An 18,003-nucleotide genomic window follows, 5' to 3' on the forward strand; every position below is an offset into this window, starting at 1 on the left:
TCACGGCTCCAGCTGGTCGGCGAGGAACCGCAGGACCTGGGCGACCTTGGTGCCGTGCTCCTTGTCGAGGCGACGGCCCCGGCGCAGGGAGTTGGACGCGTTGTCGAGGAGCTTGATGGCGTCCTCGACGAGCGGCGCCAGGTCCTCGGGCGACTTGCGGGACTGCTCACGCTTGCCGGCGGCGACGCTCGGGGCGGGCTCGAGCAGGGTCACCGCGAGCGCCTGGGTCCCGCGGCGCCCCTCGGCCACGCTGAAGTCGACCCGCGTACCGCCCTTGAGCGTGGAGACGCCCTCGGGCAGCGCGTTGGCGTGCAGGAACACGTCACTGCCGTCGTCGCCGGAGATGAAGCCGAAGCCCTTCTCCGCGTCGTACCACTTGACCTTGCCAGTGGGCACTGTCCACCTCTACATCGAAAAAGTCTGGGTGCGCTCGGTGCGCATCGCAAGGCTATCTCGTGGTGCCAAATCCTTTACCGTGCGCGCTGGCGCCCGAGCGGATATCCGATGTCGGGCTGTCGGTGGGGTGCGGGAGGATGGGCGGGTGAGTGAGTCCTCGACCCCGAGACCGGGCGTCCGCCAGTTCTGGGCCGACCTGCCCGTCGAGGGCCGCTGGCTGCTGTCCACCGTGGCGGTGCAGACGCTCGGGCGCGGCCTCACGCTGCCGTTCACCGTCATCTACCTCAACGAGGTCAGGGGCATCTCCCTCGACCTCGCCGGCGCCCTCATGGCGTTCATCGCCGTGGTCGCGCTGGTCGTCACCGGCCCCGGCGGCGCGCTGACCGACCGGGTCGGGGCGCGGCGGATGCTGCTGCTGGCGACGGCCGCCCAGCTCGTGGGCTGCGTCGTGCTCGCCTTCGCGACCACCCCCGTCACCGTGGCCCTGGCGTTCACCTTCCTGGGGTTCAACTTCGGGGTCTCGTGGCCTGCGTTCAACGCGCTCGTCGCCGCCATCACCAGCGGGCCGGCCCGGCAGCAGTACTTCGGCATCAACTTCGCGCTGGTCAACCTCGGCATCGGCCTCGGAGGGATCGTCGGCGGCCTCTACGCCGACGTCCACCAGCCCTCGACCTTCACGGTGATCTTCCTCGCCGACGCCGCCAGCATGCTCGTCCCCATCGGGCTGCTGCTCGGTCCGCTGCGCCACGTCCACGGGCGCGCCGAGAAGCCCGAGGGCACGCAGGGATCGGGCGGCTCCTACCTCGAGATCGTCCGCAACCCCGTCGTCATCTGGATCACGGTGCTCACCTTCCTCGGCACCTTCGTCGGCTACGGCCAGATGGAGGCCGGGTTCCCCGCCTTCGCCCGCAAGGTCAGCGAGGTGCCGACCGAGGTCATCGGGTTCGCCTTCGCCCTCAACACCGCGGTGATCGTGGGGCTGCAGTTCGCCGTCCTCCACCGCATCAGCGGACGCCGCCGCACCCGGGTGCTCACCGTCATGGCCGGCCTGTGGGCGCTGGCCTGGGTGGTGCTCGGCTCGACCGGGTTCGCCCCGGGCACGATGCTGGCCGCGGCCGGGGTCCTGGCGTTCCACGCGTTCTTCGCGCTCGGGGAGACGCTGCTCCAGCCGACCATCCCCGCGATCACCAACGACATGGCGCCCGACCACCTGCGTGGCCGCTACAACGCCGTCAGCGCCGGCGCCTTCCAGGGCGGCACCATCCTCGGTCCCGTGGTGGCGGGCTTCATGCTCAACCACGGGTGGTCCACCGAGTTCGTGGTCATGCTCGTCGTCAGCTGTGGCCTCATGGTCCTGCTGGCCAGGGTGGTCGAGCGGCGCATCACGCCGTTCGTCAACGGCATCCAGCCCCCGCTCACGTCGACCGGGGCCGCCGAGGCTGCGCCGGCGCCCTCACCCAGCCTGGCTGCTCAGCCCAGCGCCGCCGGCGCGATGCCCCACGCGGCCGACCACGACTGACCGGGTTCGAGCACGACGAGCCCGTCGCCGGAGTTGAACGCGTTGCTCGGGCACGACATCGGCTCGACCGCGATGCCGCGGGTCCCGTCGACGCCCGAGTCGGCTCCCTTGGCGGTGAAGACCTGGGCCCAGTCCAGCCCAACACCACCCCAGACGGTCACGTCACCCGTGGCGAGGCCGCCCACGACGACCTCCCACGCGCCGTCGCGTCCGGTCCGTTCCAGGTCCGTGTACGCCGTGTCCAGGCTCGTGCCCCCCAGCGCCCGCCCGGCGCGGAAGTCCATCTCCGTGCGGACCGGCGCGGTGCCGGTGGGGATCATCTGGTCGTCGACGAGGACCTCGCGCTCCGCCGGCACCGTCAGCACGACGTCCGCGAGCCTGGTCTCCCCGAGCGCGATGTACGGGTGCGCGCCATACCCGAACGGCGCCGGGACGTCGCCGACGTTGGCGGCGTGCGCGCTCACGGTGAGGCCGTCGTCGTCGAGGACGTAGTTGACGCTCAGGTCCAGCGTCCAGTCCCACCCGGGTGAGGGGTGCAGCCTGGTCCGGACGGTGAGCGCCGACCAGTCGTCGGAGTGCCAGTGGAGCTGCCACGGCAGCCACCTGACGAGGCCGTGGTTGGAGTTGGACAGCGGGACCTCGGTGATCGCGAGCTGGTGGTCGACCCCGGCGAAGCCGTAGCGGCCGTCCCGGATCCGGTTGGGCCACGGCATCAGCACCTGGCCACGGCCCGACAGGCACACCTCGTCAGCGGCGTACCCGGCGAGGACGTCGACACCGTCGAGCGTGTAGGTCCGCAGCCCGCCCCCGACCTCGACGACGGTGGCCTCCTGCCGACCGCTGCGGAGGGTCCACTGCTCGCCACTGGGGAAGGTGCTCACCCGGCCCACGCTAGTGGCCGGGAGCCACCGCCGCCCCCGGCCACTGCGCCCGCTGGTGGGGCGCCCGCTGGTAGGGGACTCAGGGCGTGCGGATGACCCGGACGAGCACCGCGGAGCCACCCGACTTCTTCGCGACGACGAGCGCGACGTCGCCCTTGGCCAGCGACCCGCTCGCACCACGGGTGGTCGACTCCAGCGAGTAGGTGGCCGTGAAGCCGTCGGCGCTCTTCACCGTCACCGACGAGGCGCTCGCCGCGGTCACCGTGCCCCGCTGGACCGTCATCACGACGGCGGAACCGGAGCTGTCACGCACCGTCACCTCTCCGTGCTGCACCGTGCCCAGCGCGCCACCGAGCCGCCCGCCTCCGAGCGGGTCGGCACCGGCGCCCGGACCACGGCTGCCGTTGCCCATCGGCATGCGCCCCGGGCCCTTGCGCCCCAGGCCGCGCTGGCCCGGGCCGACCTGCTCGACCTGCGTGCCACGGTCGTGACCAGCCCAGTGGCGGACCGCGACGGCCGCGCCGAGACTGAGCACCCCCACCACGAGCAGCAGGCACAGGCTGGCGGCGACGATGACGGCGACGAGGCCACCGGTCGTCGAGGTCGCCTGCCGCCAGAAGCCCGGTCGCCCGGGTCCGGACGCCGGCGCGCCGTATGCCGCGGCCTGCGGCTGGGGACCCGCGTGAGGCGGCGTACCCGGCGTGGGCCACCCCTGCTGCGCGCCGGGCGGTCCCTGATGCGGCCCCTGGGGCGGCCCCTGACGGGGCCCTTGAGGTGGTCCCTGAGGCGGCAGCCCCGGGGGCGGCCCCTGGGGCGGTGGCCCCTGGGGCGGGTTGGTGGGTCCTGTCGGCTCCGACATCACGGCTCCTCTCGCGAGCACGAGTCTGGATGGGGAACCTGTGACGGTGCTGGGAAGCGGCTGGGACCTCGCGGCGAGAGATCGCCGGGGAACGCGAAGGGCGGCATGCTCCTCACCCGGGCCCCCTGCGCGTGACCGCGCCCGACGCGGGGTGCTCGCGCGGACTACCGTGGACCGGTGCCCACCTCGACCCGACCCACGCAGGTCGCCGCGCGGTCGATGGCCGACGACGTACGGGCACGCACCGACGCCGAGCTCCACGACCTGCTGCACCGACGCCAGGACCTGGCCCGGCCCGCCCCCGCCGACCTGTCCGCGCTCGCAGCCCGGGCGAGCACCCGCGCCAGCGTGCAGCGGGCCGTCGACGCCCTCGACCTCGCGCACCTGCAGGTCCTCGAGGCCGCGAGCGCCACACCCCAACCGGTCACGGCCGAGGCGGTCGCCGCCCTCCTCGGCGCCACGACCCGGCTGGTCTCCCCGACGCTGGAGGACCTCTGGTCGCTCGCCCTGCTCTGGCGAAGCCCCGAGGGGCTCCGGGTGGTGCGGACCGTCGGCGAGGTGCTCGTGCACCCGGCGGGGCTGGGCCCGAGCACCACCGACCTCGCGGGCCGTCCGACGCCGCCGGACGACGTGGTCGCCCTGGTCGACCAGGCACCGCCGGCAGCCCGGGCCATCCTCGACCGCCTCACCTGGGGACCCCCTGTGGCCGTCCTGCCCGCCGGCACACCCGAGCGGGTGGCCACCGGCGCCCGGTGGCTGCTCGAGCACCACCTCGTCGCCTCGGTGGGCACCGAACAGCTCGTCCTGCCTCGCGAGGTCGCCCTCGCGCTCCGGGGTGGGCGCAGCCACGCCGAGCCCGCCCTGACGGCACCCAGCCCGGTCGGTGACCAGCGCGAGATGGCCGCCGTCGACGCAGCAGCCGGCCAGCAGGTCACCGACCTGCTCTCCCTCGTCGACGAGCTGGCGGCCGAGTGGGGGCTGAGGCCACCGCGCGTGCTGCGCTCGGGTGGCCTCGCCGTGCGCGACCTCAAGCGCCTCGGGACGGTCCTCGACGTCGACCAGCTCCGCGCCGCGTTCGTCGCCGAGCTCGCGTACACCGCGGGGCTGGTGGCGGACGACGGCTCCCTGGAGCCGTCGTGGGCGCCCACCCCGGCGTACGACGAGTGGCAGCAGCAGCCGGGCGACCACCGGTGGGCCGTGGTGGCCCGGGCCTGGTTGCTGACGACCCGTGCGCCCCACGTCGTGGGCACGACGCCTCCCGGCGCCACGAGCACCGTCAACGCCCTCGGTCCCGACGCCCACTGGCCGCCCGCCCGCGGGTTGCGCCGCGACGTCCTCGACCTGCTGGCCACCGTCCCCACCGGACTCGCGCCACGGTCGGAGGAGGTCGTGGCCAGCCTCCGGTGGCACCGCCCCCGCCGCGTCCCCGGCACCGTCGACACGGTGGTCGCCGCGGTGCTGCGCGAGGCCGAGTGGCTCGGCGTCACCGGGCGCGGCGCGCTCTCCAGTGCCGGGCGCGCGCTCCTCGAGGGCCGCGACGAGTCCTCCCTGGCCGCGGCCATGCACCCGCACCTGCCCACGCCCGTGGAGCACGTCCTGCTGCAGGCCGACCTCACGGCCATCGCGCCGGGTCCGCTGGCCGGTGGCCTCGCGACGTTCATGCGCCTGGTGGCGGACGTCGAGTCGCGCGGCGGTGCCACCGTCTACCGCTTCACCCCGGACTCGGTACGGCGCTGCCTGGATGCCGGCTGGTCGGTCGACCAGGTCCTCGGAGGCCTCGGCGACGCGAGCCACACCCCGGTCCCCCAGCCGCTGGACTACCTCGTCCGCGACGTGGCCCGGCGCCACGGACAGGCACGGGTGGGCGCCATGCGCGCCTACATCCGGTGCGACGACGAGACCACGCTGGGGGCGATGCTCGCCGAGCGGGAGCTCTCACCCCTCCAGCTGCGCAGCGTGGCACCCACGGTGCTCGTCTCCCCCGTCGCTGCAGAGACGGTGCTGGACTTCCTGCGGGAGAACGGTTTCGCCCCGGCAGCCGAGACCCCCGACGGCGGCATCGTCGTGCCTCAGGCGGGACGGCACCGTACCCCGCTCCAGCGCCGCTCCGCGCCCGTCACCGCGACGGGCGTGGACGACGAGCTGGTGACCACCCTCGTCGGCGCGCTGCGGGCGGGCGAGGAGGCCGCGCAGTACCACCGCGACCAGCTCGCGAGCCGGCCCGGACCCAGCCTGCCCAGCACCGACCCGACCACCACGCTCGCCGTGCTGCGCGACGCCGCGGCCGAACGCCAGCCGGTGTGGATCGGGTACTCCGACGCCGACGGCCGAGTCCAGCGCCTGCTGTTCCAGCCCGAGCGCGTCGAGGGCGGCCGGGTGCACGGGACCGCGGAGGGTACGGCGCGCACGCTGTCGATCCACCGCGTCACCGGCGCGGTCCCGGGCTAGCGCCGGCAGCGGTCCAGCCCCACCCGACGACCCAGGATCGACGGGCCCTTCGACGGTCAGTCGTCGCTGCCGGCGAGCGCCTTGACCACCCGCGAGGGCGACGGCCGCCCCAGCTGCCCGGCCATCCACACGCTGGTCTCGACGAGCGCGCCGAGGTCGACCCCGGTCCGCACACCGGCTCCGTCGAGTGCCCAGACCAGGTCCTCGGTGGCGAGGTTGCCGGTCGCGCTCTTGGCATAGGGGCACCCGCCCAGTCCCCCGGTCGAGGCGTCGACGACGGTCACGCCGTGGCGCAGCGCCGTCATGGTGTTGGCGAGCGCCTGGCCGTAGGTGTCGTGGAAGTGCACCCCGATGCGTTCGACGGGTATGCCGCGGGCCATCAGCGCGTCGAGGAGCCGGCTCACGTGGCCGGTCGTGCCGACCCCAATCGTGTCGCCCAGGGAGAGCTGGTCGGCGCCGAGGTCCATGAGGCGGGCAGCGACGTCGACCACCTGGTCCACCGGCACCGGGCCCTCCCACGGGTCGCCGAAGCACATCGACAGGTAGGCCCGCACCCAGAGGCCCGAGTCGCGGGCGCGGGCGACGACCGGGGCGAACATGTCGAGGGACTCCGCGACCGAGCGGTTGAGGTTCTTGCGGGCGAACGTCTCCGTGGCACTGCCGAACACCGCGACTGCTCCGACCCCCGCCTCCAGCGCCCGGTCGAGCCCACGCTCGTTCGGCACGAGGACCGGCCGGCGCGGGCCGAGGCCCTCGGCGCCGAGGAGGTCGAGCACCTCGGTCGCGTCGGCCAGCTGCGGCACCCAGCTCGCAGGCACGAACGAGGTCGTCTCGATGGTGTCGAGCCCCGCCGCCGCGAGCCGTCGCACGAACTCCGCCTTCACCGTCGCGGGCACCACCGTCTTCTCGTTCTGCAGCCCGTCCCGGGGACCGACCTCGTAGATGGTCACGGTCGGGGGCAGGTCGGTCGCAGGCTCTCGCTGGGGCAGTCCGGTGCTCACGAGCCGATCCTGCCACTCCCCGCGGACGGGCACGGACCGGTGCGGAGCTGCGCGGGTGGGCGGGGTGGGAGCCGACTGGGCACGCGAAGGCAGGGGCGCAGGTTAGATTTGGCGCAGTACCGGACCAGCGAAGGACTGCTCATGAGCGACACCCCCAGGCACGACGACCACGAGGGTCAGCCGTACCGCGACCCGACCGCCCCCGCCGACGAGTCGTTCACCAGCAGCTCCTCGACCAGCGACTCCAGCAGCTCCTCGGCGGGCGACTCCCAGGGCGACTCCCCCGAGGACGCCGGAGCGGTCGACGAGTCCGGCACCGAGCACACCGAGCAGCTGCCCACCAGCGGCGACACCCAGCAGGTCCCGACCACGGCCGGTGCCGACGTGCCGCCGCCCAACCCGTACGGGCAGGCGTACCCGACCCAGGGCGAGGTCCAGCAGCGTCGCGCCGAGGACCAGGGCGCCGCACAGCCGGGGTACGGGCAGACCGCTCCCCAGGGGAGCTACCCGCCCCCGCCGCCCCCGCCCGGGTACGGCTCGGCGTCGCCGTACGGCAGCGCCCCCGGCGCCCAGCCCCCGCCCGGCGCCCAGCCGGGGTACGGCGCCACGCCGTACGCCAGCGCGCCCCAGCCCGGGTACGCCCCCGCTCCCGGGTACGGGCCCACACCCGCGCACGGCAGCCCCGCGTCCCTCAGCGGCAGCACCATCGCCCTGCTCATCGTGTCCGGACTGCTCACCATCGGTGGCTGCGGCACCGGGATCCCGGCACTGGTCTTCGCGGTCCTGGCCGTCACCAAGAAGGACCAGCCGGCCGAGGCGTCGAAGTGGACCCGCTGGGGCTGGATCGCCCTGGGCATCAGCATCGCCCTCGTCGTCATCGCCCTGGTCGGCGTCTTCGCCCTGGCCCTCTCCACCGGTTCCACCAGCTCGGGGTACTGACGCGTGCCCGACGGCCCACTGATCGTCCAGAGCGACAAGACGCTCCTGCTGGAGGTCGACCACCCCAGCGCCGAGGAGGCGCGGCGGGCCATCGCGCCGTTCGCCGAGCTCGAGCGCGCCCCGGAGCACATCCACACCTACCGCGTCACCCCGCTGGGGCTGTGGAACGCGCGGGCCGCCGGGCACGACGCGGAGCAGGTCGTCAACGCGCTCATCACCCACAGCCGCTACGCCGTGCCGCACGCCCTGCTCGTCGATGTCGCCGACACGATGGACCGCTACGGCAGGCTCACCCTCGAGAAGGACCCCGAGCACGGTCTGCTGCTGCGTACGACCGACCGCCCGGTCCTCGAGGAAGTGTTGCGGCACAAGAAGATCAAGCCCCTCGTCGGTGAGCGGATCGACCCCGACCGCGTGCTCGTGCACCCCTCGGAGCGCGGCCACCTCAAGCAGGAGCTCCTCAAGGTCGGCTGGCCGGCCGAGGACGAGGCCGGCTACGTCGACGGCGAGGCCCACCGGATCGACCTCGACAACAGCGACTGGTCACTGCGGCCCTACCAGCAGCAGGCGGTCGACGGGTTCTGGCACGGCGGGTCCGGGGTGGTCGTGCTGCCGTGCGGCGCCGGCAAGACCCTCGTGGGGGCCGGGGCGATGGCGCAGGCGAAGGCCACCACCCTCATCCTCGTCACCAACACCGTCTCGGCCCGGCAGTGGCGCGACGAGCTGCTCAAGCGGACCAGCCTCACCGAGGACGAGATCGGCGAGTACTCCGGCGCCCGCAAGGAGATCCGGCCCGTCACCATCGCGACCTACCAGGTGCTCACGACCCGCCGGAAGGGTGTCTACACCCACCTCGACCTGCTCGACGCCCGCGACTGGGGCCTCGTGGTCTACGACGAGGTGCACCTGCTCCCGGCCCCGATCTTCCGCATGACGGCCGACCTCCAGGCGCGACGCCGGCTCGGGCTCACCGCGACCCTCGTGCGTGAGGACGGCCGCGAGGCCGACGTGTTCTCCCTGATCGGCCCCAAGCGCTACGACGCGCCGTGGAAGGACATCGAGGCGCAGGGCTACATCGCGCCCGCGGACTGCGTCGAGGTGCGGGTCACCCTCCCCGACTCCGAGCGCCTCGCGTATGCCACCGCGGAGCCCGAGGACCGCTACCGGCTGGCCTCGTGCAGCCCGGTCAAGATCCCCGTGGTCGAGAAGCTCGTCGCCCGCCACCGGGGTGAGCCGACGCTCGTCATCGGGCAGTACCTCGACCAGCTCGACGAGCTGGCCCAGCGCCTCGGGGCCGACGTCATCACGGGCGAGACCCCGGTCGCGCAGCGGCAGAAGCTGTTCCAGGCGTTCCGCGTCGGGGAGATCGACCTGCTCGTGGTGTCCAAGGTCGCCAACTTCTCGATCGACCTGCCGGAGGCCAGCGTCGCCATCCAGGTGTCCGGCACGTTCGGCTCGCGCCAGGAGGAGGCCCAGCGCCTCGGCCGCGTGCTGCGCCCCAAGGGCGACGGCCGCACCGCACACTTCTACACCGTGGTGTCGCGCGACACCGTCGACGCCGAGTTCGCCGCGCACCGCCAGCGGTTCCTCGCCGAGCAGGGCTACGCCTACCGCATCGTCGACGCCGACGACCTGCCGACCGCGAGCTCCTGACGCCCCACGCAGGAGGGGAGCACTCCCCTCCTGCGTGCCGCGGAGTCGAATGCGTAACGAGCAACGTTGCACTGCAACGTATTTCGCTCTTCCGACATGCGTCACACCGTCGCGGGGCGGGGAGCTCTCCCCATCGCCGGGCCGACCACGTCGCCCCTACCTTCGGGTCAGCAGCCGGCCGCACGAGCCGGCTCCACCACACCGAGGGGACACCGCAATGCTCAGCACCGTCATCACCCGCAAGCCCGTCCGCGTCGCCGTCGCGTCGATCGCCGGCCTCGGCCTGGCCGGAGGCATCGCCCTCGCCGCCGACGCCGCCACCGGCACGATCAGGACCTCCGGCGCCAGCCTGGCGGTCCGCAAGGGCCCGGGCACGAGCTACGCCAAGGTCGGCACGCTCGCCAAGGGCACGAAGGTCGACATCATCTGCCAGACCACGGGCAGCAGCGTCAAGGGCACCTACGGCACCTCGAACATCTGGGACAAGATCGGCACCGGCCGCTTCGTCTCCGACGCGTACGTCTACACCGGCTCCGACGGCCGGGTCGCCCCCAGCTGCGGGTCCACCCCCGCCCCGAGCACGCCGGGCGGTGTCATCGGCAACAACTACCCCTACAGCGGCCAGACCTCGGGCGTCGACCCGTGGAACTTCTACAAGGGCCAGTGCACCTCCTTCGCCGCCTTCCGCGCCCGCTCGGTCAAGCACGTCGGCTTCACCAACTCCTACAAGGGCCAGCACTGGGGCAACGCCAACCACTGGGACGACGCGGCCCGCGCGGCAGGCGTGACCACCAGCAGCGTCCCGCACGTGGGCGACATCGCGCAGAGCGACGCCGGCAGCTTCGGGCACGTCGCCTACGTCGCGAAGGTCAACAGCAACGGCACCTTCGTCGTCGAGGAGTACAACTGGGCCCACCCGGAGCACTACGGCACCCGCACGGTCAGCCGCGGTTCCGCCCACGGCCAGTTCGACACCTTCATCCGCTTCTGAGCCGTCGAACCACTCGCGGCGCCCTCCCTCCCGGGAGGGCGCCTTGCGCGGCCCCGACGGAAGGGCGCCGTGCCAGGCTCGACGGGAGGGCGCCGTACCGGGTTCGACGCGCCCAGACGACATACAGGGAACTCCCAGACTCGGCACGGACACTGGTGGTCGTGACCACCGCAGAACCCGAAGCACGCCTGCTCGTCGTCGAGGACGAGCCGAACATCCGTGAGCTGCTCGCGACCTCGCTGCGCTTCGCGGGGTTCGAGGTCCACGTCGCCGGCGACGGCGCCACCGCCCTCAACGTCGCCTCCGCGCACCAGCCGGACCTGGTCGTCCTCGACGTGATGCTGCCCGACATGGACGGCTTCACCGTCACCCGCAAGCTGCGCGACAGCGGCCGGCAGGTGCCGATCGTCTTCGTGACGGCCCGCGACTCCCTCGACGACAAGATCAAGGGCCTCACCGTGGGGGGCGACGACTACGTCACGAAGCCGTTCAGCCTCGAGGAGGTCGTCGCCCGCATCCGCGCGGTGCTGCGGCGCACCCGCGGCGAGGTCGACGAGTCGGCGGCGCTGCGGTTCGAGGACCTCGAGCTCGACGAGGACTCCCACGAGGTGCGCCGGGGAGGCCGCTCGATCGACGTCTCCCCCACCGAGTTCAAGCTGCTGCGCTACCTCATGCTCAACCCCAACCGGGTGCTGTCGAAGGCGCAGATCCTCGACCACGTGTGGGACTACGACTTCCGCGGCGAGAGCGGCATCGTGGAGTCCTACATCTCCTACCTGCGACGCAAGATCGACGTCGACGGCGTCCCCGCCCTGATCCACACCAAGCGCGGCGTCGGCTACGTGCTGCGTCGGCCACCGGAGGCCTGACGGATGTCCCACCCCACGCCGTCGGTCGCCCCACCCGGCCGGCCCGAGGCGTCGCGACCCGTCGTGCCCGAGCGGTTCACGCGGCACCTGGAGGCGCTCCCCCTGCGGCTGCGGCTCATCGCGATCATGCTCGTGCTGCTGCTGCTCGCGCTCACCCTCTCCGCGTCGGCCACGGCAGTCCTCATGCGCCGAGACCTCCTCGGCCGGGTCGACCAGCAGCTGCGCCTGGCCGCCGACCCCGTCGCCGAGCAGGCCTTCAACGACCTCGGGTCGGCCATCAGCGAGGGCATCCCGAACGGCTACGCCTTCATCGTGCTGCCCAACGACGGCCGTGCGCCCATCACCGCCAACCCCGTCGGCGAGTCGATGCACCCCCGGGTGCCCTCGCTCACGGCGTCGAGCACGCAGGTCCGGTCCGGCCAGCCCTTCACCATCGGGTCCTCCGACGGCCCCATGCAGTGGCGCGCCGTCGCCGGCCAGATCCGGCGCACCCAGGCGGTGGTCGTGGTCGCCGTGCCACTGGGCAGTGTCGACCGCACGGTGCGCAAGCTCGTGCTCGTCGAGCTGCTCATCGGGCTCGCGGTCCTCGTCGCGTGCGCCGTGGGCGGGTGGTACGCCGTGCAGCGCGCCTTCCGGCCCCTGCGGCAGATCGAGGACACCGCGGCAGCCATCGCCGACGGCGACCTCACCCGACGCATCCCGACGCGCACCGCCAAGGACGAGGTCACCTCCCTGTCGCGCTCGCTCAACGTCATGCTCGCGCAGATCGAGCAGTCGTTCAGCCAGCGGGAGGCCTCCGAGGAGCGCATGCGGCAGTTCGTGGCCGACGCCTCCCACGAGCTGCGTACCCCGCTCGCGGCCGTGCGCGGCTACGCCGAGCTCTACCGCCAGGGCGCGGTCCGTGAGCCCGCCGACGTCGCCAGCGCGATGGCGCGCATCGAGGGTGAGGCGGGACGGATGGGTGGGCTCGTCGAGGACCTGCTGATGCTCGCCCGGCTCGACGACCAGCGGCCCCTGCGGTTCACCGACGTCGACCTCATCGTCCTGGCTGCCGACGCGGCGCAGGACGCCCGCGCGATCGACCCGCAGCGCGCGATCACCGTGACCGGCCTCGACGGACCACTCGCCCCCACCCTGGTGCCGGGGGACGAGGCCAAGCTGCGCCAGCTGCTGGCCAACCTCATGTCCAACGCCCTGAACCACACCCCTGCCGGCACCCCCCTCGAGGTGGCGGTCGGCGTGCGCCGTACCGATGGCATGGGCGTCCTCGAGGTGCGCGACCACGGTCCGGGCGTCGACCCCGACAAGGCCAAGAAGGTGTTCGAGCGGTTCTTCCGCGCGGACCCCTCCCGGGTGCGCGGGTCCGGGGGCGGCAACGGCCTCGGACTCGCGATCGCGGCGGCCATCGTCGCAGGCCACCGTGGTCGTATCGGGGTCGCCCAGACGCCCGGCGGCGGGGCCACCTTCGTCGTGGAGCTGCCCACAGCAAACTCCCAGCCGGCGCCCAGCACCCCTTGACGTCGGCCGGGTTGACTGACGTCACCAAGCCACACCGAGGAGTGCGAGAGCCATGACCCAGACCCACCACGACACCCACACGGGCGCGAACGGCGAGGGCGAGCAGCCTCCACAGCAGCCCGTCCCCGACCAGGGCACCACCCCCGCGTCTGCGCCGAGTGGCTTCCCGGGTGCGCACGAGGAGGCGGCCCGCCCGGACGACACGGCGCCGGTCTGGTACGGCCAGACCCAGTCCTTCCCCCACCAGGGCGGCGTCTTCGGTGACCCCCACCTCGGCGGGTACGGCGCCGGCACGACCTACCCCCCGACCGCACAGCCACCGGCTGGGCCGCCCCCTTCCGCGTTCACACGGGATGGTGCAGAGCCTGCCCAGCCGGGCAAGCGGCGCCGCTGGACGGAACTCACCACCGTCGCGGCGCTCGCCGCCCTGCTCGCGAGCGGCGGCACCTATGCCGCGGCCCAGCTCACCCACGACACGCAGTCCTCCTCCGCTGCGTCGTCGACGGTGCTGGGCCGCGGCACGAACAGCGCCCCGGTCGTGCAGGCTGACGCCACCAACCCCAACTGGACGGCCACGGCCGCCGCGGTCTCGCCCAGCGTCGTGTCCATCACCGTCGCGTCGAGCTCGGCCGAGGGCCAGGGCTCCGGCGTCGTCATCGACGGCAAGGGCCACATCCTCACCAACAACCACGTCGTGAGCGGTGCCGGCCAGAACGCCAAGCTCACCGTCACGCTCAACGACGGCCGCACCTACGCGGCCACCGTGGCGGGCACGGACCCGAGCACCGACCTGGCCGTCATCACCCTCACCAACCCGCCGAGCAACCTGACGCCCATCGCCATCGGCAACTCCGACGACATCAAGGTGGGCGACCCGGTCATGGCGATCGGCAACCCGCTCGGCCTCGCCGGCACCGTCACCACGGGCATCGTCAGCGCGCTGAACCGCCCGGTGACCACGGCTGCCGAGGACGACAACAGCCAGCAGCAGAACCCCTTCGGGCAGGGCCAGCCGCAGACGCAGACCGGCGGCACGGGTGACGTGGTGACGAACGCGATCCAGACGTCCGCGGCCATCAACCCGGGCAACTCCGGTGGCGCCCTCGTCAACGCCTCGGGCCAGCTCATCGGCATCAACTCGGCCATCGCCAGCCTGGGCCAGTCCAGCGGCAGCAGCCAGAGCGGCAGCATCGGCATCGGTTTCGCGATCCCGGCCAACGAGGCGAAGTCGATCGCCGGCCAGCTCATCGACAAGGGCACCGCGGAGCACGCGTTCCTCGGGGTCAGCCTGGCCGACGGCACGGCCTCCGACGGCACGAGCCAGCGTGCCGGCGCCGAGGTGTCGCAGATCTCGCAGGGCACCCCCGCCGCCCAGGCCGGGCTGCAGAAGGGTGACGTGGTCGTGGCGGTCGACGGCGAGCGCGTGGACTCGGCCCTGGCCCTGGTCGCCAACATCCGTGAGCGCGGTGTGGGCGACAAGGTCTCCCTGACGGTCCTGCGCGGCGGCAAGCAGCTCGACCTGACCGCGACCCTCGTGGCCAAGTCCGGCGCCACCCAGTAGGCCGGCGCCACCCAGTAGGCCGGACAGGCCCTCAGCCCGACCCAGCCCCACCGCACACCTCCTCACTTTGGGGGCGGGAGCGCGCGCCACGTGCACGCGCTCCCGCCCCCAAAGTCGTGTGTGAGGGTGAGACGGCAGAACCCGTTCGACCTGGCGGCCCTCCGGTGGCAAGGTGGACCCTTGTGTCTGCGGTCCCGGAGCTGAAGCGAGAGCAGGACTACCTCAGCACCGCCAGGGCAGCCCTGGCCCGCATGCGGGAGCAGACCCTCTCCCTCAAGGTGCAGGCCCACGACCCGATCTCGGCCGAGCACCTGGCCCGGACCCTGCACCTGCGGGCGGCGTCCCTCGAGGACGACCCGTCGACCACGCTGTTCTTCGGGCGGATCGACACCGACACCGACGAGCGCTGGTACGTCGGCCGGCGCCACGTCGCCGACGATCGGGGCGACCCGCTCGTCATCGACTGGCGCGCGAACATGTCCACCGCGTTCTACCGCGCCTCCCGGACCGAGCCCATGGGAGTGGTCCTGCGGAGGCGGTTCGGCCTCGACCGCGGCGCGATCACGGCGTACGAGGACGAGCACCTCCAGGACCGCGCCGAGCACGAGGTGCGCAGCCAGATCCTCGCCGAGGAGATCGAGCGTCCCCGCGTGGGGCCGATGCGCGACATCGTCGCGACGATCCAGCCCGAGCAGGACGAGATCGTCCGGGCCGGGGTGGAGCAGACGATCTGCGTGCAGGGGGCGCCCGGCACCGGCAAGACCGCGGTCGGCCTCCACCGGGCCGCGTGGCTGCTCTACGCCTTCCGCGACAAGCTTGCCCGGTCCGGTGTCCTGGTGATCGGCCCCAACCGCGCCTTCCTCGAGCACATCGGCGCGGTGCTCCCCGCCCTGGGCGAGGTGGCGGTCGGCCACACGACGATCGAGGAGCTCGTCGCCTCCGTACCCGTGCGCGGAACGGACTCCACCGCGACGGCGGTCCTCAAGGGTGACGCGCGCCTGGCGGAGGTGCTCCGGACCGCGGTCTGGTCCCAGGTCCGACCGGCCACGGAGGCCCTCGTCGTACCCCGCGGGGTGCGCAAGTGGCGCGTCCCCGCCTACGAGGTCAACGAGATCCTCGACGAGCTGCGCACCCGCGGGGTGCGCTACGACGCGGCCCGGCAGATGCTCCCGCAGCGCCTCGCCCACGCCGTGCTGCTGCAGATGGAGCGCGCCGGGGACTCCCCCGACGACCGCGTGCAGGACACCGTGGCGCGCAGCGCGGTCGTGAAGAAGTACGCCGCCTCGCTCTGGCCCGCCCTGGACGCGAAGGCCGTGCTCTTCTCCCTGCTGTCAGACGCCGAGGAGCTCGCGCAGCACGCCCGGGACCACCTGGCTCCCGAGGAGCAGGCCCTGCTCGTGTGGTCGGCGCCTCCCCGCAGCAAGGGCGCTGCCCGCTGGTCGCGGGCCGACGCGGTGCTGCTCGACGAGCTCGCCGACCACATCGCCCGCACCCCGTCCCTCGGCCACGTGGTGCTGGACGAGGCGCAGGACCTCTCCCCCATGCAGCTGCGGGCCGTCGGCCGCCGCTGCTCCACCGGCGCGGCCACGGTGCTCGGCGACATCGCCCAGGGCACCACGCCGTGGGCCACGGACTCGTGGGAGTCCTCACTCGCCCACCTGGGCAAGCCCGGCAGCCACGTCGAGGTGCTCGACCGCGGCTTCCGCGTGCCCGCGAGCGTGATCGAGTACGCCGCGCAGCTGCTGCCACACATGGCCGCCGGGCTCGGTGCGCCGGTCTCGGTCCGCGACAACCCGGGGCGCCTCGACGTCGTCGAGGTGGCGGAGCGCGAGGTGCACGACCGGACGGCCTCGGTGGTGGCCACCGAGGCCTCCGAACCGGGGTCCATCGGTGTGATCGTGCCCGACGAGTGGGTCTCCAAGGTCTCAAAGGCTCTGCAGCACAAGGGGATCGACCACGGCGTCCTCGGCCAGGACCACGGCGACATCGACCACCAGGTCGACGTCGTGCCGGCCACGGTGGCCAAGGGCCTCGAGTTCGACAGGGTCGTGGTCGTGGAGCCGACCGCCATCGCCGCGGCGGAGCCCGACGAGAGGACGGGGTTGCGCCGCCTCTACGTCGTCCTCACCCGAGCGGTCTCCGCACTGACGGTCGTCCACTCGCAACCTCTGCCCGCGGCACTGGCCTCGGCTGACGGCTGAGGCCCCAGACGAGCGGGACACCGACGGAGACGAGCACCGCGGCCCCTGCGAGCAGGCGGTGGGCACCCGCTGCCACGACCGCCCCCGCCACGGCTGTTCCGGCAGACGAGAAGGCCACCTTGGTGCCGGCGACGGTGACGAAGACGGAGCCCCGCACCTCCCGCGGGGCGAGCTCCTCCCGGGCGGCGAGGCTGAGTACGGTCTGGGGCGCCACGAGCAGGCCGAGCAGGACATAGGTGGCCAGCAAGCCGGCGAAGAGCCCCGCGCAGACGACCACCATGAGCAGCGCCGGGGCCAACAGGGCCGTGAGGACGGCCATGCCGCGCTCGGGCCGCACCCGTGGCGGCACGATGCTGAGCAGGAGCGCGCCGGTGAGGTTGCCGAGTCCGAACGCGCCCGCCACCCAGGCCCCGCAACCAGTCCCGTGCGACTCGCCGAGGCTGACGCCGGCGAGCACGGCGGCGGCGACCACCCCAGCCGCCAGCCACGTGAGCAGCGCCACGCGTCGCAGGGGACGACGCCGCCACACGGCGAGCAGCCCCGCCCGGACGCCGGGTCCGCGACCAGCCGTCGCCGGTCCAGGACCGGCGCCCGGGAGGCCGAGCACGCCCAAGCCCCCGACCACCCCCGCAGCACTGAGGGCCAGGAGGCCACCGAGCGCCGAGAGGGCACCGGACGCGGTCGCGACGAGGAGGGGCGCGGCGGCGCCCGCCACGCCGTAGGTGAGGGCGTCGACGGCCTGGATCCTGCGCGGTCCACCGGCTCCCCTGCTGCTGGCGACCACGCTGCTGAGGCCACCGGTGAGGAGGGGCCCCAGTGCTCCGGCGGCCAGCACGAGCAGCACGACCAGCAGCAGGGAGACCGTTCCGAGGAGCAACCCGGCGCCACCCAGCAGGACCGCGAACACCACGGCAGCGACGGCCACGACCACACGCGGTTCGCGTGCCCGGTCGAGGACCGGCGCCACCAGGAACCCGAGGGCGTGCGGAGCGGTCAGGGCCGCCCCGAGCAGGCCCGCCGTCCGCAGGGGCGACGCCAGGTGGGCCGCCGAGCACAGCAGCACCAGCGCCACGGTCGCGCCAGCATCCATCGAGCGGACCAGCACCGCCGCCACGACGAACCCGGAGACCTGCCGCCTGTGCATGACACTCCTCTGACCGGTTACAC

Annotated in this window: 14 protein-coding genes; 9 read left to right on the top strand and 5 right to left on the bottom strand. The window is 73.3% G+C overall.

Features of this window, described 5'->3' with window-relative positions; translation table 11 throughout:
* Positions 1–396 (bottom strand): cold-shock protein, encoded by a 396-nt coding sequence (locus ABEA42_RS14210; protein ID WP_345504306.1) that lies wholly within the window; start codon positions 394–396, stop codon positions 1–3.
* Between the two features lie 145 nt (positions 397–541).
* Here ABEA42_RS14210 and ABEA42_RS14215 point away from each other — a divergent pair, with 145 nt between their 5' ends.
* Positions 542–1,915, top strand: a complete 1,374-nt coding sequence (locus tag ABEA42_RS14215) for an MFS transporter (protein WP_345504308.1) — start codon at positions 542–544, stop codon at positions 1,913–1,915.
* On the opposite strand, the gene ABEA42_RS14220 is transcribed toward ABEA42_RS14215, so the two are convergent.
* Positions 1,867–2,796 (bottom strand): aldose 1-epimerase family protein, encoded by a 930-nt coding sequence (locus ABEA42_RS14220; RefSeq protein ID WP_345504310.1) that lies wholly within the window; start codon positions 2,794–2,796, stop codon positions 1,867–1,869. The genes ABEA42_RS14215 and ABEA42_RS14220 overlap by 49 nt on opposite strands.
* Before the next feature lie 79 nt (positions 2,797–2,875).
* Positions 2,876–3,337 carry a hypothetical protein gene (locus ABEA42_RS14225; RefSeq protein ID WP_345504312.1) on the bottom strand — a complete coding sequence of 154 codons (462 nt, stop codon included), beginning with the start codon at positions 3,335–3,337 and terminating at the stop codon, positions 2,876–2,878.
* A 495-nt stretch (positions 3,338–3,832) separates the two neighbouring features.
* Here ABEA42_RS14225 and ABEA42_RS14230 point away from each other — a divergent pair, with 495 nt between their 5' ends.
* Entirely contained in the window at positions 3,833–6,103 is a 2,271-nt protein-coding gene (locus ABEA42_RS14230; RefSeq protein WP_345504314.1) for a helicase-associated domain-containing protein, read from the top strand.
* Between the two features lie 56 nt (positions 6,104–6,159).
* Here the strand turns inward: ABEA42_RS14230 and ABEA42_RS14235 are convergent, their stop codons facing one another.
* Positions 6,160–7,104: a hydroxymethylglutaryl-CoA lyase gene (locus ABEA42_RS14235; protein ID WP_345504316.1), complete on the bottom strand. Its 945-nt coding sequence runs from the start codon at positions 7,102–7,104 to the stop codon at positions 6,160–6,162.
* 141 nt (positions 7,105–7,245) lie between these two features.
* Between ABEA42_RS14235 and ABEA42_RS14240 the strand changes: the two genes are divergently transcribed.
* The 7 genes from ABEA42_RS14240 to ABEA42_RS14270 all read left to right on the top strand — a co-directional run bounded on the left by ABEA42_RS14240 (position 7,246) and on the right by ABEA42_RS14270 (position 16,836).
* Positions 7,246–8,043, top strand: coding sequence for a hypothetical protein (locus tag ABEA42_RS14240; RefSeq protein ID WP_345504318.1), 798 nt, complete (start codon positions 7,246–7,248; stop codon positions 8,041–8,043).
* Between the two features lie 3 nt (positions 8,044–8,046).
* Positions 8,047–9,696, top strand: a complete 1,650-nt coding sequence (locus ABEA42_RS14245) for a DNA repair helicase XPB (RefSeq protein WP_345504320.1) — start codon at positions 8,047–8,049, stop codon at positions 9,694–9,696.
* A 217-nt stretch (positions 9,697–9,913) separates the two neighbouring features.
* Positions 9,914–10,687, top strand: a complete 774-nt coding sequence (locus ABEA42_RS14250) for a CHAP domain-containing protein (RefSeq protein WP_345504322.1) — start codon at positions 9,914–9,916, stop codon at positions 10,685–10,687.
* Between the two features lie 161 nt (positions 10,688–10,848).
* A complete protein-coding gene (locus tag ABEA42_RS14255) occupies positions 10,849–11,556 on the top strand; it encodes a response regulator transcription factor (protein ID WP_345504324.1) in 708 nt (235 codons plus the stop codon).
* A gap of 3 nt (positions 11,557–11,559) precedes the next feature.
* Positions 11,560–13,074: a sensor histidine kinase gene (locus ABEA42_RS14260; protein WP_345504326.1), complete on the top strand. Its 1,515-nt coding sequence runs from the start codon at positions 11,560–11,562 to the stop codon at positions 13,072–13,074.
* Between the two features lie 52 nt (positions 13,075–13,126).
* The gene (locus tag ABEA42_RS14265; protein ID WP_345504328.1) at positions 13,127–14,635 is read left to right on the top strand and encodes a S1C family serine protease; all 1,509 of its coding nucleotides are present in this window, start codon (positions 13,127–13,129) and stop codon (positions 14,633–14,635) included.
* 182 nt (positions 14,636–14,817) lie between these two features.
* Positions 14,818–16,836: a HelD family protein gene (locus tag ABEA42_RS14270; RefSeq protein ID WP_345504330.1), complete on the top strand. Its 2,019-nt coding sequence runs from the start codon at positions 14,818–14,820 to the stop codon at positions 16,834–16,836.
* Here the strand turns inward: ABEA42_RS14270 and ABEA42_RS14275 are convergent.
* Entirely contained in the window at positions 16,760–17,980 is a 1,221-nt protein-coding gene (locus tag ABEA42_RS14275) for an MFS transporter (protein WP_345504332.1), read from the bottom strand. The genes ABEA42_RS14270 and ABEA42_RS14275 overlap by 77 nt on opposite strands.
* Between the last annotated feature and the right edge of the window lie 23 nt (positions 17,981–18,003).

The organism is Pedococcus ginsenosidimutans (assembly GCF_039544395.1).
Lineage (GTDB): Bacteria > Actinomycetota > Actinomycetes > Actinomycetales > Dermatophilaceae > Pedococcus > Pedococcus ginsenosidimutans.